The sequence below is a fragment of the Nocardia sp. NPDC050793 genome, from assembly GCF_040654065.1.
Taxonomy (GTDB): Bacteria; Actinomycetota; Actinomycetes; order Mycobacteriales; family Mycobacteriaceae; genus Nocardia.
Map to the genome: position 1 here is coordinate 888783 of NZ_JBFAHG010000001.1, position 24443 is coordinate 913225.

At 70.6% G+C, this 24443-nt stretch carries 21 protein-coding genes; 10 read left to right on the forward strand and 11 right to left on the reverse strand.

Translation table 11 applies throughout. From position 1 onward, the window contains the following. Positions 1-85 precede the first annotated feature (85 nt). From AB0H50_RS04040 to AB0H50_RS04050, 3 genes are read left to right on the forward strand one after another with little or no spacing between them, the layout of a single operon-like run. Complete coding sequence (locus AB0H50_RS04040; RefSeq protein WP_357446335.1) at positions 86-406, forward strand: hypothetical protein; 321 nt, start codon at positions 86-88, stop codon at positions 404-406. Positions 407-435: 29 nt separating this feature from the next. Continuing rightward, the gene (locus tag AB0H50_RS04045; RefSeq protein ID WP_357446338.1) at positions 436-1188 is read left to right on the forward strand and encodes an ABC transporter ATP-binding protein; all 753 of its coding nucleotides are present in this window, start codon (positions 436-438) and stop codon (positions 1186-1188) included. After that, on the forward strand, positions 1185-3677 hold the full coding sequence (locus AB0H50_RS04050; protein WP_357446341.1) for an FtsX-like permease family protein: 2493 nt from the start codon (positions 1185-1187) through the stop codon (positions 3675-3677). The genes AB0H50_RS04045 and AB0H50_RS04050 overlap by 4 nt, the downstream gene beginning before the upstream one ends. A gap of 36 nt (positions 3678-3713) precedes the next feature. On the opposite strand, the gene AB0H50_RS04055 is transcribed toward AB0H50_RS04050, so the two are convergent. Continuing rightward, on the reverse strand, positions 3714-6695 hold the full coding sequence (locus tag AB0H50_RS04055; protein WP_357446344.1) for a protein kinase: 2982 nt from the start codon (positions 6693-6695) through the stop codon (positions 3714-3716). A gap of 393 nt (positions 6696-7088) precedes the next feature. Here AB0H50_RS04055 and AB0H50_RS04060 point away from each other — a divergent pair, with 393 nt between their 5' ends. Then, positions 7089-7985, forward strand: coding sequence for a hypothetical protein (locus AB0H50_RS04060; protein ID WP_357446347.1), 897 nt, complete (start codon positions 7089-7091; stop codon positions 7983-7985). Here AB0H50_RS04060 and AB0H50_RS04065 read toward each other — a convergent pair whose 3' ends face one another. Continuing rightward, on the reverse strand, positions 7986-8651 hold the full coding sequence (locus AB0H50_RS04065) for a response regulator transcription factor (protein ID WP_357446349.1): 666 nt from the start codon (positions 8649-8651) through the stop codon (positions 7986-7988). A gap of 72 nt (positions 8652-8723) precedes the next feature. Continuing rightward, positions 8724-9908: a histidine kinase gene (locus AB0H50_RS04070; protein ID WP_357447265.1), complete on the reverse strand. Its 1185-nt coding sequence runs from the start codon at positions 9906-9908 to the stop codon at positions 8724-8726. A gap of 202 nt (positions 9909-10110) precedes the next feature. On the opposite strand from AB0H50_RS04070, the gene AB0H50_RS04075 reads away from it, so the two are divergent. From AB0H50_RS04075 to AB0H50_RS04090, 4 genes are all read left to right on the forward strand, one after another. After that, entirely contained in the window at positions 10111-10866 is a 756-nt protein-coding gene (locus tag AB0H50_RS04075) for a hypothetical protein (RefSeq protein ID WP_357446352.1), read from the forward strand. Beyond that, positions 10863-12278: an alpha/beta-hydrolase family protein gene (locus AB0H50_RS04080; protein ID WP_357446356.1), complete on the forward strand. Its 1416-nt coding sequence runs from the start codon at positions 10863-10865 to the stop codon at positions 12276-12278. Before AB0H50_RS04075 ends, AB0H50_RS04080 begins: the two co-directional genes overlap by 4 nt. Before the next feature lie 48 nt (positions 12279-12326). Continuing rightward, complete coding sequence (locus AB0H50_RS04085) at positions 12327-12773, forward strand: SRPBCC domain-containing protein (RefSeq protein ID WP_357446359.1); 447 nt, start codon at positions 12327-12329, stop codon at positions 12771-12773. A 90-nt stretch (positions 12774-12863) separates the two neighbouring features. Further along, complete coding sequence (locus AB0H50_RS04090) at positions 12864-14108, forward strand: SGNH/GDSL hydrolase family protein (RefSeq protein WP_357446361.1); 1245 nt, start codon at positions 12864-12866, stop codon at positions 14106-14108. A 68-nt stretch (positions 14109-14176) separates the two neighbouring features. Here the strand turns inward: AB0H50_RS04090 and gatA are convergent, their stop codons facing one another. Then, positions 14177-15649, reverse strand: a complete 1473-nt coding sequence (gatA, locus tag AB0H50_RS04095; protein WP_357446364.1) for an Asp-tRNA(Asn)/Glu-tRNA(Gln) amidotransferase subunit GatA — start codon at positions 15647-15649, stop codon at positions 14177-14179. Further along, positions 15646-15945 carry an Asp-tRNA(Asn)/Glu-tRNA(Gln) amidotransferase subunit GatC gene (gene gatC, locus AB0H50_RS04100; protein ID WP_357446367.1) on the reverse strand — a complete coding sequence of 100 codons (300 nt, stop codon included), beginning with the start codon at positions 15943-15945 and terminating at the stop codon, positions 15646-15648. Before gatC ends, gatA begins: the two co-directional genes overlap by 4 nt. 450 nt (positions 15946-16395) lie before the next feature. On the opposite strand from gatC, the gene AB0H50_RS04105 reads away from it, so the two are divergent. Further along, complete coding sequence (locus tag AB0H50_RS04105; RefSeq protein WP_357446370.1) at positions 16396-17046, forward strand: amino acid-binding protein; 651 nt, start codon at positions 16396-16398, stop codon at positions 17044-17046. Between the two features lie 91 nt (positions 17047-17137). Here AB0H50_RS04105 and AB0H50_RS04110 read toward each other — a convergent pair whose 3' ends face one another. The 3 genes from AB0H50_RS04110 to AB0H50_RS04120 all read right to left on the reverse strand — a co-directional run bounded on the left by AB0H50_RS04110 (position 17138) and on the right by AB0H50_RS04120 (position 19459). Further along, positions 17138-17644 carry a GNAT family N-acetyltransferase gene (locus AB0H50_RS04110; protein ID WP_357446373.1) on the reverse strand — a complete coding sequence of 169 codons (507 nt, stop codon included), beginning with the start codon at positions 17642-17644 and terminating at the stop codon, positions 17138-17140. 48 nt (positions 17645-17692) lie between these two features. Beyond that, positions 17693-18037 (reverse strand): hypothetical protein, encoded by a 345-nt coding sequence (locus AB0H50_RS04115; RefSeq protein WP_357446375.1) that lies wholly within the window; start codon positions 18035-18037, stop codon positions 17693-17695. 195 nt (positions 18038-18232) lie between these two features. Then, complete coding sequence (locus tag AB0H50_RS04120) at positions 18233-19459, reverse strand: ATP-binding protein (RefSeq protein ID WP_357446378.1); 1227 nt, start codon at positions 19457-19459, stop codon at positions 18233-18235. A 450-nt stretch (positions 19460-19909) separates the two neighbouring features. Between AB0H50_RS04120 and AB0H50_RS04125 the strand changes: the two genes are divergently transcribed. Further along, a complete protein-coding gene (locus tag AB0H50_RS04125; protein WP_357446381.1) occupies positions 19910-20263 on the forward strand; it encodes a hypothetical protein in 354 nt (117 codons plus the stop codon). Positions 20264-20396: 133 nt separating this feature from the next. Here the strand turns inward: AB0H50_RS04125 and AB0H50_RS04130 are convergent, their stop codons facing one another. Genes AB0H50_RS04130 through ligA form a run of 3 tightly spaced genes read right to left on the reverse strand, consistent with a single transcriptional unit; the run spans position 20397 to position 24334 of the window. Beyond that, positions 20397-21479: an S-adenosylmethionine:tRNA ribosyltransferase-isomerase gene (locus AB0H50_RS04130; protein ID WP_357446384.1), complete on the reverse strand. Its 1083-nt coding sequence runs from the start codon at positions 21477-21479 to the stop codon at positions 20397-20399. Further along, positions 21476-22207, reverse strand: coding sequence for an SDR family oxidoreductase (locus AB0H50_RS04135; RefSeq protein ID WP_357446387.1), 732 nt, complete (start codon positions 22205-22207; stop codon positions 21476-21478). Before AB0H50_RS04135 ends, AB0H50_RS04130 begins: the two co-directional genes overlap by 4 nt. A gap of 60 nt (positions 22208-22267) precedes the next feature. Beyond that, the gene (gene ligA / locus AB0H50_RS04140; RefSeq protein ID WP_357447268.1) at positions 22268-24334 is read right to left on the reverse strand and encodes an NAD-dependent DNA ligase LigA; all 2067 of its coding nucleotides are present in this window, start codon (positions 24332-24334) and stop codon (positions 22268-22270) included. Positions 24335-24443 lie beyond the last annotated feature (109 nt).

Consider the following 24443-nt stretch of genomic DNA (forward strand, 5'->3'; position numbering starts at 1 on the left):
TCGGCCGCGCTCCGTAGCGTTGGCCGCATCCTCGCCGTACGGCCCGATCGGCGGTGCGGCGGACGCATCACGAAAGGCCGATGTCATGTCCTGGGAAGAACAACACGCTCGGACCGAAATCGTGCACACCGTACTCGCCCGCGCCGCGGCCGATCCGGACAATCCCGACCTGTTCGACGGGATTCCGGGGCTGGATCGATTGTTCGGTGGCCAGGAGGGGGTGCTGCTCGCCCTGAAGTACCGGTGGCAATTGCATCTGGACGTCAAAATGGAGCAGGCATTGACGCAGGGACAGTCCGCGGTCGAGGCCTATCTCGAGCTCGCGGCGGAGCAGCCTGTGCTGCGCGCGGTGCTCGATTGCCAGTATCGTCGCCGCCACCGGGTGTCCGAGGCACTGGCGCGTTAGCACAGTCGAAAGAAAGTGGGGGAACCACCATGTCGGAACCGGCCATGCTGGAACTGTCGGACGTGATCAAGCAGTACTTGGTCGGCGAGCAGACGGTGCGCGCGCTCGACGGCATCGGATTGCGTATCGAGGCAGGCGAATTCACGTCCATCATCGGTCCGTCCGGCTCCGGCAAGAGCACGCTGCTACATCTGCTCGGCGCGTTGGACAGTCCAGATGCCGGATCGATTCGCTTCCAAGGCAACGAGATCGGCCGACTCAACGAGGATCAGCAATCCGAGTTCCGCCGCCACCAAGTGGGATTCGTCTTCCAGTTCTTCAACTTGCTGCCCACGCTGTCCGCGTGGGAGAACGTGGCCATTCCGAAGTTGCTGGACGGCACCGGATTACGCAAGGCCAAGCCGAAGGCGCTGGAGCTGCTCGAGCGCGTCGGGCTGAGCAACCGGGCCGAGCACCGCCCCGCCGAGTTGTCCGGTGGCCAGATGCAGCGGGTGGCGGTGGCACGGGCGTTGATCATGGAACCGCCGCTCATCCTGGCCGACGAACCGACCGGCAACCTGGACTCCAAGACCGGCGCCGCGATCCTGCAACTGCTCGGTGATATTGCGGGCCAAGGCAATTCGGTGGTCATGGTGACCCACGACATGGGCGCGGTGGAGTACTGCGACCGGGTGATCACGCTGCGCGACGGCAGGATCGGATCCAACGACCGGGTCGAGCGAAGCGCTCGCGCCGAGCCGGCCGCGGACGCGGCGGTGGACGAGGGTTCGGTGCGCGCATGATCCGGGCAGGCTGGGATCGGCTGCGGCTGTTCAACTTCGGCGAACTGCTCGCGCACCGCGGGCGGACGATCATGTCACTGACCGTGATGGGCGTGTCCGCCTCGCTGCTGGTCGCGGTGCTGAGCATCTCCGGCTCGGTCACCGGGTCGGTGGACCGGCTCACCAAGTCGCTCGGCGGGAAGGCGGTGCTCGAGATCACCGGCATCACCGACGCCGGCTTCGATCAGCAACTGCTGCCGCGCATTTCCGCGACTCCTGGCGTCGACAAGGCGGTGCCGATGTTGCGCGCCCAGCTCGGCGCGGGCGAGGATCGCGCGCTGCTGCTCGGCGCCGACACCAGCATCACGGCGCTGGGCAGCGAGATCGCGGGGCCGATGGGCGCGCAGGCAGGCAAACTGATCACCACGCCCAACGGCGTCCTCGTCGGCGCCGCGATGGGCTATTCGGAAGGCGACCGGTTCCCGCTCGGCACCGGCACCGTCACCGTGGCCGGTGTGCTCGACGCGGAGGCGTCGGACAAGCTCAACGGCGGCCACATCATCGCCGCCCCACTGGGTTTGGCGCAGACGCTGACCGGCAGGGCGGGCAAGCTGGACTCGGTGCAGATCGTCGCGGCCGACGGCGCCGATCTCGGCGAGCTGCGTACCGCACTGACCGCGGCGGTGGACGGGCGCGCCGTCGCCGCCGATCCGGATCTGCGCACCGCGCAGGCGAGCGGGGCGATCCAGATCGTCCGCTATTCGACGCTGATGTCCTCGGCCGCCGCGCTGATCGTCTCGGCGTTCCTGATCTACAACGCGATGAGCATGGCGGTCGCCCAGCGCAGGCCGACGCTGTCGCTGCTGCGCGCCATCGGCGGCAAGCGCGGACCGATGGTGCGCGATCTGCTCGCCGAGGCCGCGGTGCTAGGGCTGTTCGGCGGCGCGGTCGGCGCCGTCATCGGTATGTTCATGGGCCGCACCGCGATCGACCGCCTGCCCGCCGCCATGGTGCAGTCGGTGGAGGCGCGCACCGAGTACATGGTGCCCGGCTACGCGATTCCGGTCGCGGTGGCGGCCTGCGTGCTGGCCAGCGTCATCGCCGCCGCCCTCGCCGCCAGGCAGGTCTACAAGGTGCAGCCGATCGAGGCGCTGGCGCCGGTCGGCGTCGGCCAGACCGACTCCGCCCGCCCGCCGCTGCGATTGGCCGCGGCGGCGCTCGGCATCGGGCTCGCGGTGGCCGCCGTCTTCGTCGCCAGGGCCGACCTCGGCAGGCTTTCGCTCGCGTCCATCACGATGGCATTCACGGCGACGGTGCTCGTCTGCTTCGCTGCCACCGGGCCCATCGTGCGGACCGCTGCCATCATCGCCCGCCGCTTCGGCGCACCCGGCGCGCTCGGCTCGACCACACTCGAACGCGCGCCGCGCCGGGTCTGGGCGACGGCGATGACCGTGATGATCGGCGTGTCCGCCACCGTGGCGATGGGCGGCGCGTCCGCCAACATGGTCGACTCGGCCACCGCCTCCTTCGAGGACCTGGGCCGGACGGACGTCTACGTCAGCCCGACGGCGATGGAGCAGTTCCCGACCGGGCCGGTGCTGCCCGCCGGACTGGCGGACACCATCGCGCGGGTGCCGGGCGTCGAACATGTGCGGCCCACGCAGATGGCCTTCGCCACCCTCGGCACCGGGCGCGTCATGCTGCAAGGCTATCCGACCGCTCATGGCGACGTGCGATCCAGCGCCGTGGACCGAAACCTGTTGCCGCGCATGACCACCGGCGAGGGCGTGGTGATCTCCCGGGACGTGGCGCGCTCACTCGGGGTGAGCACCGGCGCGGAACTGACCCTGCAGACCCCGACCGGTCCGCACCAGGTGGAGGTGTTGCAGGTGATCCCGTACATGTCCGCGATCTCGGGCATCGTGATGATGGACCTGGAATACCTGCGCCAGTGGTATGAGCGGCCTGGTGAGACCATCCTCGCCATCGATATCGAGCCGGGCGCGGACCGGGCTGCGGTGCAGGCCGCCATCCGCGCCGCCGTACCGGAGCAGATCTATGTGAGCTCGGGCGCGGACGCCGTGACCGCGATCTCGTCGAGTCTGCGGCAGGGATCGGTGATGAGCCGGGCGATCCTGTGGATCGTGGTGCTGGTGGCAACCGTCGCGCTGCTGAACACCCTGATGCTCTCGGTGCTCGAACGCCGTCGCGAACTCGGCGTGCTGCGCGCCATGGGCACCAGCCGCAAGTTCCTGCTGCGTTCGGTGCTCGCAGAAGCGGCGGGCATCGGACTCATCGGCGCGGCAATAGGTCTCGCGGTCGGCGCGGCGATCCAGTACCTGGCGACCGTCGCCATCGGCCACGCCATGACCATCGACATCGTCTACGAGCCGAGCCCGATGCTGCTCGTCTACGGCACCGCGGCACTCGGGCTCGCGCTGCTCGGCTCCATCCCGCCCGCGTTGCGTGCGGCGCGGATGCCGATCGTGCAGGCGTTGGCGGTCGACTGAACTGGCGGGTGGTGCGGCGGCGCGTCGCACCACCCGTCACAGCGGCGCCGTCGTCCACCACTTCGCGAGCTCTTCCTCGGCGGGTGGCAGCGGCGACTGCGGATTCCTGACCGGGCCCCGATGGCTCGCGTAGACAAGGTAATTCGCGTGGTTCGTGTCGGCGGGGAAGCCGACCACGAGCTTCGCCGTATAGTAGTGCGACGGCACCGGTCCCGGCGGATCCGCCCGGATCCACAGGTGCTGGGTGAAAGGCACGCCCGATTTGCGACCAGGCGTCGCGGCATTGGTTGGCAGCGTCTCGATCACCGACCGCGCCGCGGCGGCGGACTGGTACTCCAGCACGGTGTAGCTCATGCCGAACGGGTTGTCGACATCCCGGCGGCATTCCCAGGCGAGGACCCACTGGCTCGAGGTGAGCGCCTCCTCATCGATGTTCAGCCGATCCCCGCGCCTCTCGGCGTAACAGGTGGCCTCCTCGTAGCCCTCCCCGATGTCGCCTGCCTCCTGCGGAAGCAGCGTCGGAAACGCTCGCCTGCTCGCCGCCAGCGGATCCGGAGCGGGCGCGGGCGAGGCCGCCTTCGGAAGCGCGGTCGCCGGGGCGGCCGCGGTCCCCTCCCCCGCATCGGACCGCGACACGAGCACGACGACCACTCCCACTGTCAGCGCGACGACCGCCACCAGTCCGAGAGCCAGCGCACCGATCAGCCCGGCGAGGTGGCGGCGCGGCGGTACCGGCTGGGCCCCGGGGGGATTCGGCCCGTGCGGATAGCCCGGAGGTGGACCCGGCGCCCCGATGACGGGCCCCGACCCCGGCCCCTGCATCGGTACCGGTCCCGGCGTCGGCGGCACGGCATGCGGCGTTGGCCCGCCGAGATTCGGTGGTAGTGCGGAGTTCTGGCGTTCGGCAGTGCCTCCGGCCGCACCGCCGGACGGCTCGCCTTCCGGCGCGCCTGCGGAACGCTCGCTCTCAGCCGACTTCGCCTCGCCGCCAACGGACTCCGCTTCGTGCGCGGGCGACTCGGGTGAACCCGCTGCCTCCGACGGTGGCGCGTCCTCCGGGCCCGGCGCGCGCTCCTGTGGAGACGACCGCGATGGCTCCGCAGAGCTTCCAGCCGTGGACGACCCCGGCTCCCCCGCCGCGCTTTCCAGGTCACGCTGCACACCCGAAGCCACCGCCGACTCCGCATCGTTGGACGGCGGCGTCTGGCCGAGTTCCGCCGGAACCGGCGGCTGCGGCAACCGCTGCACCGCCTCAGAACGACCCGCGCCAGCCTCAGAGGCATTCGGTGGCACCGAAACCGGAGCAGATTGCGGCATGTCCGACTGTTTCGGCGCGGATTCGATCGGGGGCTGCGGGGCGGCGGGCTGACCCAATCCAGGCAGACGCGCGTCGGACGGCATCGGCATATGGGCAGGTTGCGGCGAACCCGGCGGTTGCGGCAACGGCTGCGCCGGAACCGGCGGCTGTGCAGGGGGATCGGCCAACGGCTGCGGCGGGGCCGGTTGGTCCACGCCGGGAACGGATGCGTTTGGCGGCAGCAGAGTCGAATCAAGTTGCGGAGGAACCGGATGTGACACGGGGGCGGCCATCGGCTGCGGCGGGGCTGGTTGGTCCACGCCAGGAACGGATGCGCTTGGCGGCAGCAGAGTCGAAGCCGGTTGTGGCAGGAGAGGCGGCCGTGCCCCCGAGTCAGCTGATGGTTGCACCACGGCAGGGCGGCCCGATCCTGGCGCAGACGCGGCGGGCGGCACCGGCATCGAGGCAGGCTGCGGCGGTACCGGTGGTTGCGGTGCGGGAGCGGCCGACGGATGCACCGCGCCAGGCCGACCCGGAGGCGCGTTCGGTGGCACCGGAATCGGAGTCGCAAGAGGCGGCACGGGCTGCGGCGGAACCTGCATCGGAACCGGCTGTGGCGGCGCGGGCTGGGGCGGCGCGGGCTGCGGCGGGACCGGCTGCGGCGGCGCGGGCTGCGGCGGCAGGCGCTGCGGTGGTGCGGGCTGGGCCGGTGCAGGCTGCGGCGGGACCTGCCTCGGTACCTGTTGCGCCGGAACCATATGCGGCGGAATGGGTTGCGGCGGCATCGCGTGCGGCGGCATCAGCACGGGTGGCGGGTAGCCGGGAGGCGCGGGGTACGGCTGGGGTGGGTAGGCCGGTGGCGGGATGACCGGTAGCGGGGGCGGGCCGACGGCGGTCAGCGCCTTGCGGGCCGCGGCGGCGAATTCGGTACAGGAGCGGTAACGGTGTTCCGGGCGTTTCGCCATGCCGGCCGCGAGCACCGCGTCAAGGGCGGGATTCAGGTTCGGCCTGCGCAACCGGACCGAAGGCAGTGGGAGCTGGAGATGGCCGTGGATGATGTCGGCGGGATTGTCGGCGTCGAACGGCCCGACGCCGGCCAGCAGCCAGTACAGCGCGCAGGCCAGCGAGTACTGATCGGAGCGGTTGCCCAAGGGGGCGCCGGTCATCTGTTCCGGCGAGGCGTAGGCCAGTGTGGCGGTGAACATGCCGGTCTGGGTCAGGTGGGCGGAGTCCTCGCGCAGCCTGGCGATGCCGAAATCGGTGAGGAAGACCCGCTCCCCCTGCCCGCTGCCGGACCTGGCCAGCATGATGTTGGCGGGCTTCACGTCCCGGTGCAGCACCCCCATGCCGTGCGCGTAATCCAGCGCGTCCGCGACGCCTTCGATGATCTGCACGGCCCGCTCGGGCGGCAGCGTCAGCGGGTTCACCGCCGCCGCGTCGACCCCGTCGACGTACTGCATGGAGATCCACAGCTGACCGTCCTCGGAGCCGCGGTCGTACACCGCGACGATGCCGGGGTGATCCAGCTGCGCGGCCAGGTCGGCCTCCCGCTCGAAGCGCGCCCGCACCTCGTTGTCCAGGAACAGCTCACGGCTGAGGAGCTTGAGCGCGGTGCGCCGGGACAGCCTGGGGTGCCGCGCGAGATAGACCGAACCCATTCCGCCCTGCCCGAGCAGCCGTTCCACGGTGAATCCCGCGAACACCTCACCGCTAGTGAGCAAGGCGACCCCCTTCCGGTCCAGAACAGCCAGCCTAATTCACGGCCGTATCGAAGGCGGAGGTACGCACGCGCGCAGCCCGACGAGTCCGCCGCCAGCTCCACGCACGGCCGAAGCGTAGGCGAAGGTACGCACAACGAGCGCAGTCCGCCGCCGGCCCCGCGCACGGCCGAAGCGAAGGCGGAGGTACGCGCATTCGCCCTGCTCAGAACGCTCGGTTTCGAATTCTGCCCGTTGATCGGCAAACTATGTACAGCACATCATCATCGCGTCACTTCCCACGAGCGAGCACGGTGGTGGGTTCTCGGCCGGTGGATCGCCCGGACGGGTTGGACGGGTAGAAGGCACCGCCGAGGACAGCGCGGGACGCGCAGGGCGGTGGGGAGGTTCACGGTGGTGGAGTCGGCTCGAATCGTTTCCCTATGTCGTCCGGTGCTGCGTGTCGGCGTCGGCGCGACGCTGCTGGCCATGGTCTCCTGCGGTTTGGGGCCCGAGCGCGCGGAGAAGCACACCACCGCGACCGTGGCCGCGCAGACGGCGGGCACCTGGGCCGCGGGACGCACGGTGAGCCTGCCGAACTCGCTGGCCGCCGACTTCACCCAGTTGCAGCCCACCCTGCCGGGCCAGGTCGGTTTGGCGATCATGCCGGTGGGCGGTACCCGGATCACCGTCTTCGGGGATTGGACCACCGGCATCGCCTGGTCCACCATCAAGGTTCCGCTGGCCATCGCGGCGCTGCGCCACGATCCCGAGGGCGCCATGCCCGACGCCGAGGCCGCTATCACCGTCTCCGACAACGCCGCCGCCGACGCGCTGTGGAATTCGCTCGGTGCTGGGCTGGAGGCCGCCCAGGCCGTGCAGCAGGTGCTCGACGAGGCGGGCGACGCGGTCACCGGCGTTGCGGGTCCGCGCACCCGGCTCGACTACGAGGCGTTCGGCGCGACCGAGTGGTCGCTGACCGATCAGGTCCGGTTCGCCTCGCGCCTGCCGTGTCTGCCGCAGACCGAGACGGTGACCCGGTTGATGGGCGAGATTGTCCCCGACCAGGGCTGGGGTCTCGGGACTTTGGAGGGCGCCGAGTTCAAGGGCGGCTGGGGTCCGGACGACGCGACCGGGATCTACACCGCCCGCCAGTTCGGGCTGCTGCCGTCCCGGTCCGGTCTGGTGGCGATCGCTCTTGCGGCACAGGCTGATTCGGGCCGCTTCACGGACGCGACGGCGCTGCTCGACAGCCTCGCCGCGCTGCTCGGCCGCCACGTGGACGAGCTGCGCGGCGGCAAGTGCCCGGACTGATCAGCCGGGGGTGACCAGCCCGGATTCGTAGGCGAGCACAACGGCCTGCGCCCGGTCGCGCAGGTTGAGCTTCGAGAAGACCTTGGAGACATGGGTTTTCACGGTCTGCTCGGCCACGAACAGCGCCTCGGCGATCTCGGTGTTGGACATGCCCTTCGCGATCAGCTCCAGCACCTCGCGCTCCCGCGGGGTGAGCGCGGCCAGTTGCGGCGCGGGTTTGGCGCGCGCCGCGGCGCGGCGGCTGGTGACATCGGCGATGAGCCTGCGGGTGACGGTCGGCGCGAGCAGCGCTTGCCCATCGGCGACCACACGCACCGCGCGCACCAGTTCCTCGGCGGGCGCGTCTTTGAGCAGGAACCCGCTGGCGCCCAGGCTGAGCGCCTCGTACACGTAGTCGTCGATGTCGAAAGTGGTCAGCATCAGCACCCGCACCGGCGGGTCGAAATTCGCCGCGAGGATCGCGCGCGCCGCGTCCAGTCCGTTCATCTCCGGCATGCGCACGTCCATCAGCACCACGTCGGGACGCAGCCGCTTGGCCTCCGTCACCGCGACCTTGCCGTCGGGGGCGTCGCCGACGACGCTGATGTCCGGTTGCGCGGCGAGCAGGGCGCCGAAGCCCTGGCGGACCATCGCCTGATCGTCGGCGATCAAAACCGTTATTGCCACGCGCCCACCCTAATTGCCGCGCCCCACATGCGAGGCGCGCGCCCGGATCGCCCACCGAGAAGAGCAGCGGGCTCAGGACACGATCGGCGGCGCGACCGCCGACGTGGCCTCGGCGAGCGCGGGCCCGAACGGCAGGCGTGCCCGCACCTCGAACCCGCCGTCGGGGCTCGCATCGGCGGTGACCTCGCCACCGACGGCCAACGCCCTGGCCCGCATGCCCGCGATGCCGTGCCCGCCGTTGCCGACCGGCCGCGGGGGCGTCGCGCCGGGTCCGTTCACCACCCGCAAAAGCAGTTCCATACCGCAGACGATCTCCACCCGCACCGGCGCTCCCGGCGCGTGCCGCGAGGCGTTCGACAGCGATTCCTGGGCGATCCGGTACAGCGCGAGCCCGGTGGTCTCCGGCACCGAGCCGAGCTCGCCCTGGACCGTCCAGTCGATCGTGACGCCAGCGCGCTTGGCTCCGTCGAACAGGGCGAGCACGTCCTCCGCTTTCGGCTGGGGCGCGTGTTCGGGCAGCTGCCCGTCGCTGCGCAGCACGCCGAGCATGCCGCGGATCTCGTTGAGCGCCTCGCGCGCGGTGGCGCCGATCGATTCGAATTCGGCGCGCGCGGCCGGGGTCACGCCCTCCACCCGGTACGGAGCGGTCTGCGCCTGCACCACCACCAGCGACATGTGGTGGGCGACCACATCGTGCAGATCACGGGCGATACGCGCCTTCTCCTCGAGAATGGCGCGGCGGGCTCGTTCCAGCTCGTTCTCCTCCTCTCGACGCAGCAGTTCCCTGCGCGAGAGCACCAGCCACCGGACGAGCAGGGCGAACAGCACGACCGCGGCCAGCGCGATGGGCCAGCCCCACGCGGCGTTGGCGAACGCCTCGCCCTCGCCCGGCATGGTCGTGCCGAACAGCAGCGAGGTCGCGCCCCAGGCGACCGCGACGATCTGCACCGGGGCGCGCAGCCCCACCGCGAACAGCAGCGCGATCAGCACGATCACCTGCACCACCTGGAACGGCAGATCGTTGTTCGGCTGGTGCGGGATGGCCAGCGCGATGAGCAGCGCCGATCCCGCCGAGATGGCCCAGCCCAGCGCCGGGTTGACCCGCACCAGCAGGATCGGGAAAGCGGCCAGCGCGGCGATGAACGGCTGCGCTCCCGGCGACACGGCGTGCGTGACGTGCAGCGTCGGCCACGCTACGGAGTAGAGGATCAGCGCGCTGAGCACGACGAACACGTCGAACCATGCGCGCGCGTCCATCCGCCCGGTCAGGCCACGGGTCTTCTGCTTCATGGTGACGACCCTAGGAACCTCGGCCCGTCGCGTGCCTCATACCCACGGGTGAATTCGCACCCAGTACCCCGGTGGGAGACGACGAGCCCGCTCCCTCGCGGGCACGGCGACCGAAACCGCACCGCGGCGGGAGGCCGGTGAGCGTGGGCCGTTCCTAGCGTCGAGGCCCATGAGGACCGAGACCATCGCCGCCCCCGCCCGCCGCCAGGACGCCGCCTCCACCGGGCTGCGCCGGGTCGCGGCGCTGACGGCCGCGGCGCTGACCACGATGGCGGCCACCGTCGCCCTTGCCCCCGCGGCGCAAGCGGCGAGCGCCACGCATCCAGTCGTCGAGAACGTCGCGGCCGCCACCGCGATCGCCGCCCTCACCGCGAGCGAGAATGCCTCGGCCGCAGCACTTCCCGGCGACTTCGCGACCGTGCTCGGCTATCGGCCGGTACCGGTGCGCGGCCTGCTGGCCAACCCGAGCGGTGACTGCTCCTCGCCCGTCCCGCTGCCCGCCGAGTTCGATACCGCATGCAAGGCACACGATCTCGGCTACGACCTGCTGCGCTACGCGGCTCGCCGCGGCGAGCCGCTCGGCCCGTGGGCGAGGCAGGCCGTGGACACCGCGCTCGACCGCCGGATGCGGGCGGCGTGCGACGCCCGCGTCGAATCGTGGGGGCGGGCCAGGTGCTACGCGATGGCGGATATCGCCGACACCGTGGTGGATCTGAACTCGCGCCGCCAGCACTACGGCGCGCCCGTCGTCGAGACGCTGCTCGGCGCGGGCGGTGCGGCGGCCGGACGCGGCGGATGGCTGATCGGTCTCGCCGGGCTCGGCCTGCTCGGCCTCGGCGCGCTCCTCATGCTCGTCCTCGGCGCACCGCGGCAAGCGAGCGCGTTGGTGGCGAACGATGCGGTCGCCGTGGGAGTTTCGGCATGACCACCACCGCACAGCGATACACCGAAACCCCAGACCCCGCACCGAAGGCGCCGCAGCCGAAGCGCCCGGGGTGGGCGCGGTTCACCGGCGCACCGCGCATCGGGACGACGCTGGCAGCCGGCGTCGGAACGCTTCTCTCGCTCGCGCCTGGTCTGCTCCCCCGCACGGCGGGCGCGCAGGCGATCCTCACCGCGCTATTGATCTCGTGCGCACTGGGATTCGCCGCGATATCGCGAATGATGCTCGGCCGCTGGCACTTCGACGTCGACACGCGCTTCGGCCACTACCGTCGGGCGCTGCTCGTTGTGGTCGGCGCGGCGGTCGCGTTCGCCGCATGGCGCGCCGGGCATTGGCAGAACGATCTGCGCGCTGCCATGGGGACCCCGCAGATCGGTCCGGGCTACTGGCTGCGCTGCGCGTTCGGCGCCGCACTGCTCACCGGCCTGGTCATCGGGGTGGCGAAGGCGCTGCGCTGGGTGCTGGGCAAACTCGGGCTGCTCCGCGGACTGGCGCTCGGCCTGGTCGCCGCGGCGGTGGGCTACCTGGTACTGACGCCCGCGGTGGTCGGCTGGCGTCAACAGGTCTACGCGGCCGCCAACGTCGCGATGGATCCGGCTCTGACGCAACCGGTTTCGCGTGCCAGGTCGGGCAGCGCAGAGTCGGCGGTCAGCTGGCCTTCGCTGGGCGCGCAAGGACGCAAGTTCGTCAGCGGAGGACCCGAGGGGCCGGTGCGCGTGTACGTCGGCGTCGACTCCGCATCGGACCTCGATTCCCGTGTCGCGCTGGCGATCCGGGAGCTGGAGCGCTCGGGCGGGCTGGACCGGTCCAATGTCGTTGTCGCGCTGCCGACGGGATCCGGCTGGATCGACGCCAACGCGGTGACCGGTCTCGCCGAGCGTTTCGGCGGTGACGTGGCGGTGGTCGGTCTCCAGTACTCCTACGCGCCGAGCTGGGCGACGTTCCTCTTCGGCCGTGCCGACGCCGTCGCGGCCGCCCGCGCCCTCTTCGACGCCGTGGAACGACGCCTGCGCGCCATGGCCGAGCCCCCTCGGCTGTTCGTCCACGGCCAGAGCCTCGGCGCGGTCGGCGGCAGCGCGATCTTCGCCGACGACGCCGAGCAGGACCGCCGCACCTGCGCCGTGCTCTGGGCCGGCCCGCCCGCGGGCGAGGTGCACCGCGCGGGCGCGACCGTGCTCGCCAACAGCTCCGATCCGGTCGTGCACTGGTCACCCGCGCTGCTGTGGCGGGCGCCCGACCTCACCGGCGTCCGGGTCGACGCCCCGGTCCCGCGCTGGCTCCCGGTGGTGAGTTTCGTGCAGACCACCGCGGATCTCCTCGCCGCCCTCGACGCGCCACCAGGCCACGGCCACCGCTATGGCATCGACCAGGGCACGGCGCTTGGTTCGTGTTGAGCGGGCCGTTCGTTGACGCGACAGTAGAACTTGTTCTAATTTGCTCCCATGGGCTTTGTCATCGACGCGGTCGTGTACATCGACGCACCGGCCGACCTGGTGTGGCAGGTGATCACGGACCTCCCCCGCTACGGCGAGTGGAACCCATTCGTCACCGAATGCGAGAGCACGCTGACGCCCGGTGAACCGATCGACATGCTCGTGCAGGTCTACGGCTCAACCCCGCGGCGCCAGCGCGAATGGATTCGCAGCCACACTCCGGGCCGTGAGCTCAGCTACTCGATGAAACCGGTGCCCCTCGGCGCGCTGCACAGCCTGCGCTCGCACGCCGTGACCGCGGTGAGCCCCGATCGCACCCGGTACGAATCGCATTTCGAGCTCGGCGGCTGGTTCCACCCGGTGGTGGCCGCGGCGCTCGGCGCGAATCTGCGCCGCGGTTTCGATGGCATGACCGCGGGCATCCAGCGCCGCGCCGAGACGCTGCGCACCGCCTGACACACGCCGGGAATCGTCTCCGCCCTCTCGTGGTTGTGTCGTCCTGTTCGGCGATCCGCCGAGTTGGACCACGAGAGAACGGATTACACCGTGCGCATCGCCCGAGCCCTGCTGGCTCTGCTGCTGATCCTGCTACCGTTCACCGCCGCGGGCGCGGCGGCCCGCCCCGCGGAGCCGCCGGGGTGGAGCGCGGCATGGGCGACGTCGCCACATCTGCCGAGCCGCGCGTTCGTGACCAACTGGGCCGAGCAGGGCTTCGCGAATCAGACACTGCGCCAAGTGGTTCGGGTCAGCGAGGGCGGGCTCACCACCCGGGTGCGGCTGACCAACCGCTACGGCGCCGCGCCGCTGACGATCACCGGCGCGACCATCGCGCGGACCGCGGGCGCGGGCGCCATCCAGCCCGAGACCCTGTCGAATCTGACCGTCGGGCTGTCACCCACTTTCGTGATCGCGCCGGGCGCCGACCTCGTCACCGATCCGGTTCCGTTGCCGCTGAGCGCCTTCGACTCGATCACCATCACGCTGTACTTCGCCGAGCCGACCGGCCCCGCCACGCAGCACGCGCAGGCCATCGCTACCACCTACCGCGCCGCGGGCGATCACCGCGCCGACCCGACCGCCGCCGCGTTCACCGAGACCACCCCGACCTGGTACTACCTGGCGGGCGTCGAGGTGGCCGATCTCGCGCCGAACCGGCCCGCCGTGGTGGCCTTCGGCGATTCCATCACCGACGGCGTCGGATCGACCGCCGACGCGGACAACCGCTTCCCCGACGAACTCGCCGAACGCCTCGCCGCCACCGGCGCCCCGCGCGCGGTACTGAATCAGGGCATCGGCGGCAACCGGGTGACCGTCGACTCCGACTGGCTGGGCGAGAGCGCGCTGCGCCGCTTCCAGCGCGACGTCCTCGATCAGCCGGGTATCGGCACGGTGATCATCCTGGAAGGCGCCAACGACATCGGTCTCAGCGCGGGCGCGCCCGGTTTCGGTGAACCGCCGGTGCCGGTCTCGGCGGACCAGCTGATCGCCGCGCACCGGGAGCTGATCGCCCGTGCCCGCGCCGCCGGACTTCGCGTCATCGGCGCGACCATCCTGCCGCTGGGCGGTTCGCCGTACGACACGCCGGAGGCGGAGGCCAAGCGCTTGGCCGTCAACGAGTGGATCCGCACCTCCGGCGAATACGACGCGGTCGTCGACACTGCCGCCGCGCTCGCCGACCCCGCGGACCCGAGCCGCTTGCTGCCCGCCTTCGACAGCGGGGATCACCTACACCCCAGCGACGCGGGCTACCGCGCGATGGCGGCGGCGGTGAATCTCGCCGACCTGCGCTGAGCGAGCACGAAACGGCGAGCGGGCCGGGGCGTCGCGCCCCGGCCCGCTCGCCGTTGTCCGGTCCGCCGTCAGGCGACGGGTCCGCGAGCGGCCTCGTAGGCCGCGCCCACCCGGTACAGCCGGTCGTCGGCCAACGCGGGCGCCATGATCTGCAGACCCACCGGCATGCCGTCGTCCTTGCTCAGACCCGACGGCACCGACATGGCCGGATGACCGGCCAGGTTGGTGGGCAGCGTGCACAAGTCCGACAGGTACATGGCCAGCGGGTCGTCGACCTTCTCGCCGAGCTTCCACGGGGTGAACGGGCTGGTCGGCGAGACCAGGACGTCGACCTGCTCGTAGGCGGCGTCGAAGTCGCGCGCGATCAGGGTGCGGACCTTGAGCGCCTGACCGTAGTACTCGTCGTAGTAACCCGCCGAGAGCGCGTAGGTGCCGATCATGATGCGGCGCTTGACCTCAGGGCCGAAGCCCGCCGCGCGGGTCAGCGCCATGACCTGCTCGGCGCTGTGCGTGCCGTCGTCGCCGACGCGCAGGCCGTAGCGCATGGCGTCGAAGCGCGCCAGGTTCGACGACACCTCCGACGGCATCACCAGGTAGTAGGACGGCAGGCCGTATTCGAAGTGCGGGCACGACACCTCGACGACCTCCGCGCCCAGTTCCTTCAGCACGCCGACGGCGGCGTCGAAGGAGGCGAGCACGCCGGGCTGGTAGCTGTCGGAGTGCAGCTCCTTGACGACGCCGATCTTCACGCCGCGCAGATCACCTGCGGCGCCCTCGCGCGCGGCGGCCACCACCGGCGGCACCGGCACGTTGCGCGAGGTGGAGTCCCTCGGGTCGTAGCCGGCGATCACCTCGTGCAGCAGCGCGGTGTCGAGCACCGTGCGACCGCACGGCCCGCCCTGATCCAGCGAGGACGCGCAGGCGACCAGGCCGAAGCGCGAGACCGTGCCGTAGGTCGGCTTGGTGCCGACGGTCGCGGTCACCGCGGCGGGCTGCCGGATGGAGCCGCCGGTGTCGGTGCCGATGGCCAGCGGCGCCTGGTAGGAGGCCAGCGCGGCCGCCGAGCCGCCGCCGGAACCACCCGGGATTCTGGTGGTGTCCCACGGGTTGCGGGTCGGGCCGTAGGCGGAGTTCTCGGTGGACGAGCCCATGGCGAACTCGTCCATGTTGGTCTTGCCGAGGATCGGGATGCCCGCCGCGCGCAGCTTGGACGTCAGCGTCGCGTCGTACGGCGACATCCAGCCCTCGAGGATTTTCGAGGCGCAGGTGGTCGGCATGTCCGTGGTGGTGAAGACGTCCTTGAGCGCCAACGGAACTCCGGCCAGCGGCGAGGCAGGAGCCTGCCCCTCGGCCAGCGCCGCGTCCACCGCGGAAGCGGCCGCGAGCGCGTGCTCGCCCGCCACGTGCAGGAACGCGTTGAGCTCGCCGTCCACCTCGGCGATCCGATCCAGGTGCGCCTGGGTGACCTCGGCCGAGGACACCTCGCGTGCGTGGATCTTCGCGGCCAGCTCGGCCGCGTTGAGGGTGGTCAGCTCGGTCATTCGCCCTCTCCCAGAATCTGCGGCACCATGAAGCGCTGCTCGTCGACCGCGGGCGCGGCCGCCAAGGCCTCGTGTGGCGTCAGGCCCGGCACGAGCTGGTCGGGGCGCGTGATGTTGGTCGCCGGATTCGGCGAGGCCGTGGCAGGCACGTCGGCGGCGGCGACCTCGGAGATGGTCCGCACGTGACTCAGGATCGAATCCAGCTGACCGGCGAACTGATCCAGTTCGGCGTCGGACAGCGCGAGCCGGGACAGCCGGGCGAGGTGTGCGACCTCGTCGCGGGAGATGGCGGGCACCGCGGGACCCCTTTCGGCATGGTTGTGCATGGGTGGCCGTGCACGACGACCGCGCTTGCGCGCGGCTCACATCGTGCACGGAAGATGTTAGTCCGCGACCGGGATCGCTCCGCCCACCCGGTCACCTCCGCCTATCCGGCACCCCCGCCCGCCCAATCACCCGGGCCACCCCATCACCCCGGCCACCCAATCACCACAGCGCCGGGACTTGACCCAGCGCCGCGGTGGGCGCATCGACGGTACGCCGCGCGACTCACCGCCCGTCCGACCGCGTGAACTCCGACGACACACCACCAGGTCTAGCCCGACACGCCGTGATGGCGCGAAACCGCCACGTGGCGTTCGTCACTGGCAGCGCTTCGAGTCGATAACCGGGCGTCGGGGGTGTAAGTATTGCGTCACCCGGGTATCCGACCACCAGGCTCGGCCGGCCAGAGGAAAGGAACGCGCGTGTCTTATCTGCTTCGCGTGCAACTTCCGGATCGCCCGGGAAGCCTCGGCGCACTCGCGCTCGCATTGGGTTCCGTCGGCGCCGACATCCTCTCGCTGGATGTGGTGGAACGCGGGGCAGGCTTCGCCGTGGACGATCTCGTCGTGGAAGTTCCACCCAACGCACTCCCGGACACCCTGATCACCGCCGCGGAATCGATCGGCGACGTGCACGTGGACTCCATCCGCCCCTATTCGGGCGTGCTGGACACGCACCGCGAACTCGAGCTCATCGACCAGGTGGCCAGCGCCCGCGACGATCGGTTGCAAGTGCTCGTCGACGGCGTGCCCCGGGTGCTGCGGGTCGGCTGGAGCACCGTGATCGACCTGGGGCCGCACGGCGCCTACCGGGTGGTCGGGAGCCAGAGCGCGCCGCAGACGCAGGCCGGTTCGGCGCCGTGGATGCCGCTGGAGAAGCCCTCGGCGCTCGACCCGGAGGCCGCGTGGGTGCCGCAGATCTGGCGCGATATGGACACCAAGCTCGCCGCGGCGCCGCTGGGCAACACCGGCAAGGTGCTGCTGCTCGGCAGGCCGGGCGGGCCCGATTTCCGGCCGTCGGAAGTGGCGCGACTCGGGTATCTGGCGGGCATCGTCGCGACCGTCCTTGGTTGAACCGCGCCGTCCGGAGACCTCCGCGGGTCGAGGACAACGGTTCATCGACATTCGCGGCGCTTGCCGCGCAAGTGGATTCGCGCGATCGGCGTCAGTGCGTGCGCAGCGGTAGGCGCAGCACGGTGAGCAGTTCGCCCGCCGGCGTCGTCCAATCCCGTTCCGGCACAGCGACGAAACCGAAGCGATCGTAGATGCGGCGGGCGTCGACCATCACGGGCATGGTGGTCAACGCCACCGCCTCGCACGATTCCGCGGCCGCCATTTCGATCACGGTGCGCACCAGCGCCGTTCCCGCGCCGAGGCCGCGCGCCCGCTTGTCGACCGCGAGCATGCGGAACTCCAGCTCGCCGGGCCTGGCGATCTCCGCGTAGGGCATGCCGTAGCGGGCGACGGTGAGCGAGCCGACCACCCGATCGTCGTGCACCGCGACCACGACCTGCGCCGCGGCCGCCCTGCGCACGGTGTCGGCGAGCTCGGCGGCGTACGGGCTGCCCGGTGGGACGTAGCCCTCGCCCACGTAGACGTCGACGGTCAGCTCGCCGATCGCGGCGTACTCCTCCGGAGTCGCCGTCCGGATGACCATCTCGTGCACGCTCATAACGGCATATCCTGCCACCGCCGCGGGCGACCTTGACATCCGACCAGTTCAGGAGCCGAGGCCGGGACGACCGCCGGGATGAGCTATCTGCCACCGATCCGGCTTGCCGTGCGGGTAGACCACCGGGATGTAATCGCCGATCGCGGGCCACTGATTCACGTCCCACACGAAACGGCCGTAGACGACGGTCTCCGGCACCGAGGGACCGAACAGATTGCCGGTGATGGTGACGAACTGCTCGCCCACGGCGTCCGGGCGCGGACTCACGCCCGTGACGTACAGCGTGCCGGACTCCGGTTCGGCGGGCTGGAAGCCCTGCCGCCCCCGGCGATAGGCCACCAGCAACGCCACGAGCGTGGTGACCATGATCACCAGCATTGCGAATTCCAGCATGTCCCCATCGTATGGCGCGTACGACGACGCACTCGGCGCGTGGGCCACGCACAACCGCACGACGCCCCGACGCCCCGCCAACCCCCGTCCTCGCAGACCTTCCACTCGCTTCGCAGAGGTTGCTGGCCCTGCGAAGCGTGCGAACAACCTGCGAGGACTGGCACCGGTGGACGTCCAGTCCGGCGCGGGGGGGCGTCAGAGCGCGGCGAGTTCGCTCGTTCCGAGCTCGGTGCGGCGGACCTGCCAGACCGCGGTGCGGGTGCGCTGCGAACGCCCGTTGCCCCGATCGATCAGCGAGCGGTTGTCGGTGGTGAAGACCAGTTGGGCGCCGTTGGCGTTGGTCTCCGGGTTCTGGAACAGCTGAATCAGCCGGTCTGCCTGTTCGGCGGGCAGCCGCTCGCCGATGTCGTCGACCGCGAGCACCCGGCCGTTGTCGAGCGCGTCGAGCATGGTGGGCAGCAGGCGCAGCAGCGAAAGTGTCGCGGCGGATTCGTCGGTGACGTCGAACGGGGCGTCGATGCCCGCGTGCACGAGGCTCAGGCCGACCCCGCGCCGGGCCACCATGCGGGTGTAGAGCGCGTCACGGGCGGCGCGCAGGTTCGTCAGCTCCCGTTCCAGCAGCAGCGGCGTGAGCCCGGTGTCCTGTAGTAGTCGGTCGGCGTGGCCCGGTGAGGTGGCGCACAGCTCGACCTGTTTACCGGCGCCGTCGATGTCGGCGTCGAGTTCGCGCAGGTAGTCGGCATAGAGCGGGTCGTTCTCGGCGATCAGCAGATCCGTGATGCCCAGTTCGGCGGCGCGCAGCAACAGCAACAGCCGAGCGGCATTGTCCGGAGAACGCGAGATGTGGCTACCCAGCCGGTGCGCCACCGCTTCCGGCTCGACCGCGCCGCGCTGCACCTCGAGCATCGAGGAGAACCAGCGGTAGGCGGGCACCAGCGCCTCGGCGTACATCTGCCCGGCGAGGCTGAGCAGCAACGCGTTCGGGCGCACCAGGGGCACCAGTGCGGCGATACCGTAGCGGGCGGCCTCGAACATGGGACCGATCTTGATCTGTTCGCCGTTGCGCTCGAACACGATTCGCTTGCGCGAGCGCGGGTGGCTGTGCAACCACTCGGCCGTCACCTCGGCGTTGTCCAGCCGGAAGCCGTAGGTGAACGGGCAACCCTCCGCGACGAACCCCACGACGAACTCGGATGGCCGATCCGGAAAACCCAAGTGCGGCGCGCGAACCGGGCCCGCGTACGGATCCCACCCGGTGACCGAATGCAGCACCGCGTCGCGCATGTGCCCGAGCCCGTCGATCAGGCTCGTCTTCCCCGCCGCCGTTCCACCGTGCACCGCGGTCACCGGGACGGCCACTGGTCCGCTCCCCTTGGTCAGTCGCAACTCTTGTCGATCGGCCAGCGATCTGTGGTTGGTCACCTGAAAACTCCGCAGCATGCCGACATACTTCCGTCCCGTCTGCCGCGAAGCGACACCAACCCGCATCTCGGCCCGGCGACCCGCCTCCGAGGACAGGAAACCCAATAGCCGCCGCCAGCTGTGGTACTCCGCTAAAGGTGTTGCCACCTGCGAAAATACCAGCGATCGCCAACCTTACTGCCGCAGTGACGCGCTAGCCCGTCGCTATGACCGAGGCTTCGATCGCCGAGCGGTGGACCCGCGACGAATTTCTCCGCGCGTGGGCGGCGAAGTCATTCCGCTTCGCTTCGCCGATATCGCGGTCTCGGTGGACGACGTCCTTTTCCCGAAACATTGGCGGTCGGCGTTGGACGGACGGGCGGACAGCCGGGGCGATCAGGGTTAGCATGCTGGCGCTAGGCCCTGTGGGGGCGTGGCTTTCGGAACGTCTCCCAGGGATGAGGTCCAACGATGACACGTATGCTCCGTCGGCTCGTGATCCGTGGTGCGGTGATCGGGGCGATCGCCGCGGGAACGGTGGTGGCGGTACCGCAGACGGCGATCGCCGACGCGCCGTGCCAGGACGGAACCGCGCGGGTGTTCCTGAACAACGCCACCAATCTGTGCCAGAGCGGCACCGCGACGTACACCGCGCGGCCCGCGGTGAGCAAGGTGTGCTCGACGGGCGGAACGACGGTCGTCGTGGAGACCGACGGTCCGCGCCGCGTCAACCGGCGGCATGTCGAGCTCGAGCCGGGCGGGCACTGCGCGCGCTTCGAGATCGAGGGCCAGGAGAGCGCCACCGTGCGGGTCACGCCCGCCTGATCACCGCGGACACCGGGCCGATTCCCAGGCCCCGGAGAGGTTCTCGTCGAGTGTCCCGCACCACCCACACAAACTGGTCTTCGACGCCCTCCGCCTATATCCAGGCATCATCAAGACTTGGGCTTTACTCCTTCTAGGCGTTGGGCAAGAGTAGGGCGCTGTCGCCGAATTCGTGCCACAGGTAGCCGGTGTCGAGTGCCTCGGCGTAGGCGCGGCGCACGGTGGTCTCGCCCGCGACCGCGACCAGCAGGTCCAGGTGGGACGCGCCAGGGGCGTGCCAGCCGGTGATCAGGCCGTCGACCACACGGGCCGGACGGTCCGCACCGAGGACCAGCTCGGTCCATCCACTCGCGGGCCGCATCCGGCCGTCTTCGTCGGCGGCCGATTCCAGCGCGCGAGTGACCGTGGTGCCGACGGCGACAACCCGCCCGCCCGCGCCTTTGGTGTCGTTCACCAGGCGGGCCGTCGCGGCGGGCACGGCGAAACGCTCCGGGCTCGGCGGCTCGCCCGCCTCCGGTGACGAGACGCCGGTGTGCAGCGTGACCGGCGCGAGGGAAACCCCCGAAGTCACCAGATCCAGGACCGCATCCTGAGTGAACGGCCGTGCGGCGCTGGGCATTTCCGCGCTGCCCGGGATGCGTCCGAACACCGTCGTGTAGTACGAAGGCGACCATCGCCGCGGCACGTACGAATAGGTGATCGGTCGGCCGTGCGCGCGCATGAGAACCCGCGGGTCCACGGTGACATCGGCGATCCACAGCCTGCGTGCCCCCGGCAGCCAGGGCTCGCGCAGCGTCGCGTGCGCTCCGTCCGGGAACTCGAGCACGGCGCCCGCGCGCAGTTCGCGGTCGGGCAGCGGGGTGCGCTCGCGGGTGCGCGCCTCGACCACCCAGCCGCCGTCGTCCAGCCAGGTGGCGAAGTGCAGGGTGATCGGCAGATCGGCGAGGGCGGCGTCGACGGCGGCGGAGGTTGTCGCCGAATTGTTCACCACCACGAGGTCGCCCGGCCGTAGGTACCGCGACAGTTCACGAAACCGCGCGTGCGTCAGCCGATCTCCGGCGACCAACAACCGGACCTCGTCCCGCGCCAACCCGCGCGCCTCCGGCGGCGAATCGGCATTGCGTTGATCCGGCAGCTCGAAGGACCGCACCCGCCCGGCGGAGGCTGTCGCCGCCCTGACGTTTCCGTGTTTGGACAACGAGCGATGTTCGCTCATCGCGCCACCGCGAAATCCGCCGCGGTGTAGCGGCCGTTCTTCGGACGTTCGTCGAGCAGCTGCAACAGCGCGGGCACGACGCTCTCCGGCTCCGGCCGATCGGAGATGTCCTCGCCGGGGAACGCGGCCTGGTGCATCTCGGTGCGCATATCGCCCGGATCGAAGGAGTAGATGGCCAGCTCCGGATGCTCGGCCGCGAGAATCGCGGTGAGCTGGTCCAGCGCCGCCTTGGCCGAACCGTATCCGCCCCACCCCGGATACGGTTCCACGGCGGCGTCGGAACTGATGTCGACCACGACGCCGCCGAGATCGAGCATCGGCAGCACCGCTTGCAGGATCGCCAGCGGCGCTACGACATTCGTGCGATAGACGGCCTCGAGCTCATCGAGCGGATAGTCGGCCAACCGGGGCTGCGGACTCGGTCCGAGCCTGCTGGCGTTGTTGACCACGAGGTCGAGCGGTCCCGCGCCCGCGGCGATTTCGGCCAGCCGGGCGCGGTGCGCGGGATCGGTGACATCACCGGTGACGGCGATGAACGCGACGCCCAGCTCGGCGCGCACCCGGTCGAGCCGGTCGCCGCGACGGGCGGTACCGATCACCCGCCAGCCGCGCCCGGCCAGCGCGCGGGAGAGCGCGAGGCCGAGCCCGGCCGATGCGCCGGTGATCAGGGCGGTGGGACGGTGAGTCATGACGGCCTCCTGGTAGTTGCCTACCCGATCGATCGTCATACCTGAAGCATGGTTCAGGTCAAGTACCGTTCGCCACCGTATGAAATCACCGGGCGCGGGCTACGTCTCGGCGTCTTCCTCGGCGTCGGACACCGCGGGCGTCACCGCCTCCGGCCCGCCCTCCAGCAGCAACCGGAATCCGTCCTCGTCCAGGATCGGCACGCCGATCTCCTCGGCCTTGGCCGCCTTCGAACCCGGCGACTCGCCGATCACCACGAACGCCGTCTTCTTGGAGACCGAGCCCGCCGCCTTACCGCCGCGCATCAAGATGGCCTCCTTCGCGCCGTCGCGCGAAAAGCCTTGCAGCGAACCTGTGACGACGATCGACAGGCCCTCCAGCGTTCGTTCGATGGACTCGTCGCGCTCGTCCTCCATCCGCACGCCTGCCGCGCGCCACTTGTCGACGATCGCGCGGTGCCAGTCGACGGTGAACCACTCGGCCGCCGCCGCGGCGATGGTCGGGCCGACGCCGTCGGCGGCGCCGAGCTCCTCGGCGGTGGCCGACTCGATCCGCTCCATGCTGCCGAATTCGGCGGCCAGCGCACGGGCCGCGGTGGGGCCGACGTGCCGGATGGACAGGCCGACCAGCACCCGCCACAGCGGACGGTCCTTGGCGGAATCGAGGTTGTCCAGCAGCCGTTTGCCGTTCGCGGAGAGGCTGCCGCTCTTGTTGGCGAACAGCGAGGTGGTGAGCAGACGTGGCTCATCGAGGTCGAACAGGTCGCCCTCGTCGGTGATCGCCCCGGACTTCAGCAGGTCGATAGCCGCCTCGTAGCCGAGCGCCTCGATGTCGAAGGCATTGCGGCTGGCCACGTGGTACACCCGCTCCCGCAGCTGCGCGGGGCAGGAACGCTGGTTCGGGCAGCGGATGTCGGCGTCGCCCTCCTTCTCCGGCGCCAGCTCGGTGCCGCATTCGGGACAGTGCGTCGGCATGACGAACTCGCGTTCCTCGCCGGTGCGCGCGTCCACCACCGGGCCGAGCACCTCGGGGATCACGTCGCCCGCCTTGCGGATGGTGACCGTGTCGCCGATCAGCACGCCCTTGCGCTTGACCTCCGAGGCGTTGTGCAGCGTCGCCATGGCGACGGTGGACCCCGCGATGGAGATCGGCTCCATCACCGCGAACGGGGTGACCCGCCCGGTCCGGCCCACGTTGACCTCGATGTTCAGCAGCTTGGTCGTTGCTTCCTCTGGCGGGTACTTGTAGGCGATCGCCCAGCGCGGCGCCCGTGAGGTCGCACCGAGGCGGCGTTGCAGCGACATCTCGTCGATCTTGATGACCTGACCGTCGATCTCGTGCTCGATGTCGTGGCGGTGTTCGCCCCAGTAGGCCACCCGCTCGATCACCGCTTCCACGCCCTGCACCCGCCTGGTGTGCTCGGAGACCGGCAGCCCCCACGCCGCCAGCGCGAGGTACGCGTCGTGTTGCGAGGTCGGGGTGTAGCCCTCGATGCGGCCGAAGCCGTGACAGATCATCCGCAGCCGCCTGCGCGCGGTGACCGAAGGGTCCTTCTGCCGCAGCGAACCGGCCGCGGTGTTGCGCGGGTTGGCGTACGGCGGCTTGCCCTCGGCGACGATGGACGCGTTGAGCGTCTCGAAGTCCTCCAGCCGCATGTAGACCTCGCCGCGCACCTCGAGCAGGTCGGGGATCGGGAACTCGTCGGTGGCGGCGAGCTCGGCCGGGACGTCGTCGATGGTGCGCGCGTTGAGCGTGACGTCCTCACCGGTGCGACCGTCGCCGCGGGTCGCGGCGCGCACCAGCCTGCCCTTCTCGTAGACCAGGTTGAGCGCGACGCCGTCGATCTTCACCTCGCACAGGTAGTGCAGGTTCGGACCGGTCTCGGCCTCCACTCGCGCGGCCCAGGCGCGCAGTTCGTCGTAGCTGAACACGTTGTCCAGCGAGAGCATCCGCTCCAGGTGGTCGACCGCGGTGAAGTCGGTCGCGAAACCGCCGCCGACCAGCTGGGTCGGCGAATCGGGCGTCCGCAGATCCGGGTGTTCGTCCTCCATGGCCTCCAGCCGCCGCAGCAGCTCGTCGAACTCCCCGTCGGAGATGATCGGCGCATCGCGCACGTAGTAACGGAACTGGTGTTCGCGCACCTCGTCCGCCAGCCGCTGCCACTGCACCCGCTGCTCTGCCGTCGCCGGAACCGCCGCACTGTCGCTGTCACTCACGAGAGGCACAGTAGTCGAGCGCACCGACACGTTCCCGCACGTCGATGCCCCTGTCGCCCGG

Coding starts and splice junctions, on each gene's coding strand:
- AB0H50_RS04080 (WP_357446356.1), top strand. CDS start 10,863: ATGACCACCACCGCACAGCGATACACCGAAACCCCAGACCCCGCACCG.
- AB0H50_RS04110 (WP_357446373.1), bottom strand. CDS start 17,644: ATGAGCGTGCACGAGATGGTCATCCGGACGGCGACTCCGGAGGAGTAC.
- AB0H50_RS04115 (WP_357446375.1), bottom strand. CDS start 18,037: ATGCTGGAATTCGCAATGCTGGTGATCATGGTCACCACGCTCGTGGCG.
- AB0H50_RS04070 (WP_357447265.1), bottom strand. CDS start 9,908: ATGGACGCGCGCGCATGGTTCGACGTGTTCGTCGTGCTCAGCGCGCTG.
- AB0H50_RS04085 (WP_357446359.1), top strand. CDS start 12,327: ATGGGCTTTGTCATCGACGCGGTCGTGTACATCGACGCACCGGCCGAC.
- AB0H50_RS04040 (WP_357446335.1), top strand. CDS start 86: ATGTCCTGGGAAGAACAACACGCTCGGACCGAAATCGTGCACACCGTA.
- AB0H50_RS04045 (WP_357446338.1), top strand. CDS start 436: ATGTCGGAACCGGCCATGCTGGAACTGTCGGACGTGATCAAGCAGTAC.
- AB0H50_RS04075 (WP_357446352.1), top strand. CDS start 10,111: ATGAGGACCGAGACCATCGCCGCCCCCGCCCGCCGCCAGGACGCCGCC.
- AB0H50_RS04050 (WP_357446341.1), top strand. CDS start 1,185: ATGATCCGGGCAGGCTGGGATCGGCTGCGGCTGTTCAACTTCGGCGAA.
- AB0H50_RS04135 (WP_357446387.1), bottom strand. CDS start 22,207: ATGACGATCGATCGGGTAGGCAACTACCAGGAGGCCGTCATGACTCAC.
- AB0H50_RS04125 (WP_357446381.1), top strand. CDS start 19,910: ATGACACGTATGCTCCGTCGGCTCGTGATCCGTGGTGCGGTGATCGGG.
- gatA (WP_357446364.1), bottom strand. CDS start 15,649: ATGACCGAGCTGACCACCCTCAACGCGGCCGAGCTGGCCGCGAAGATC.
- AB0H50_RS04130 (WP_357446384.1), bottom strand. CDS start 21,479: ATGAGCGAACATCGCTCGTTGTCCAAACACGGAAACGTCAGGGCGGCG.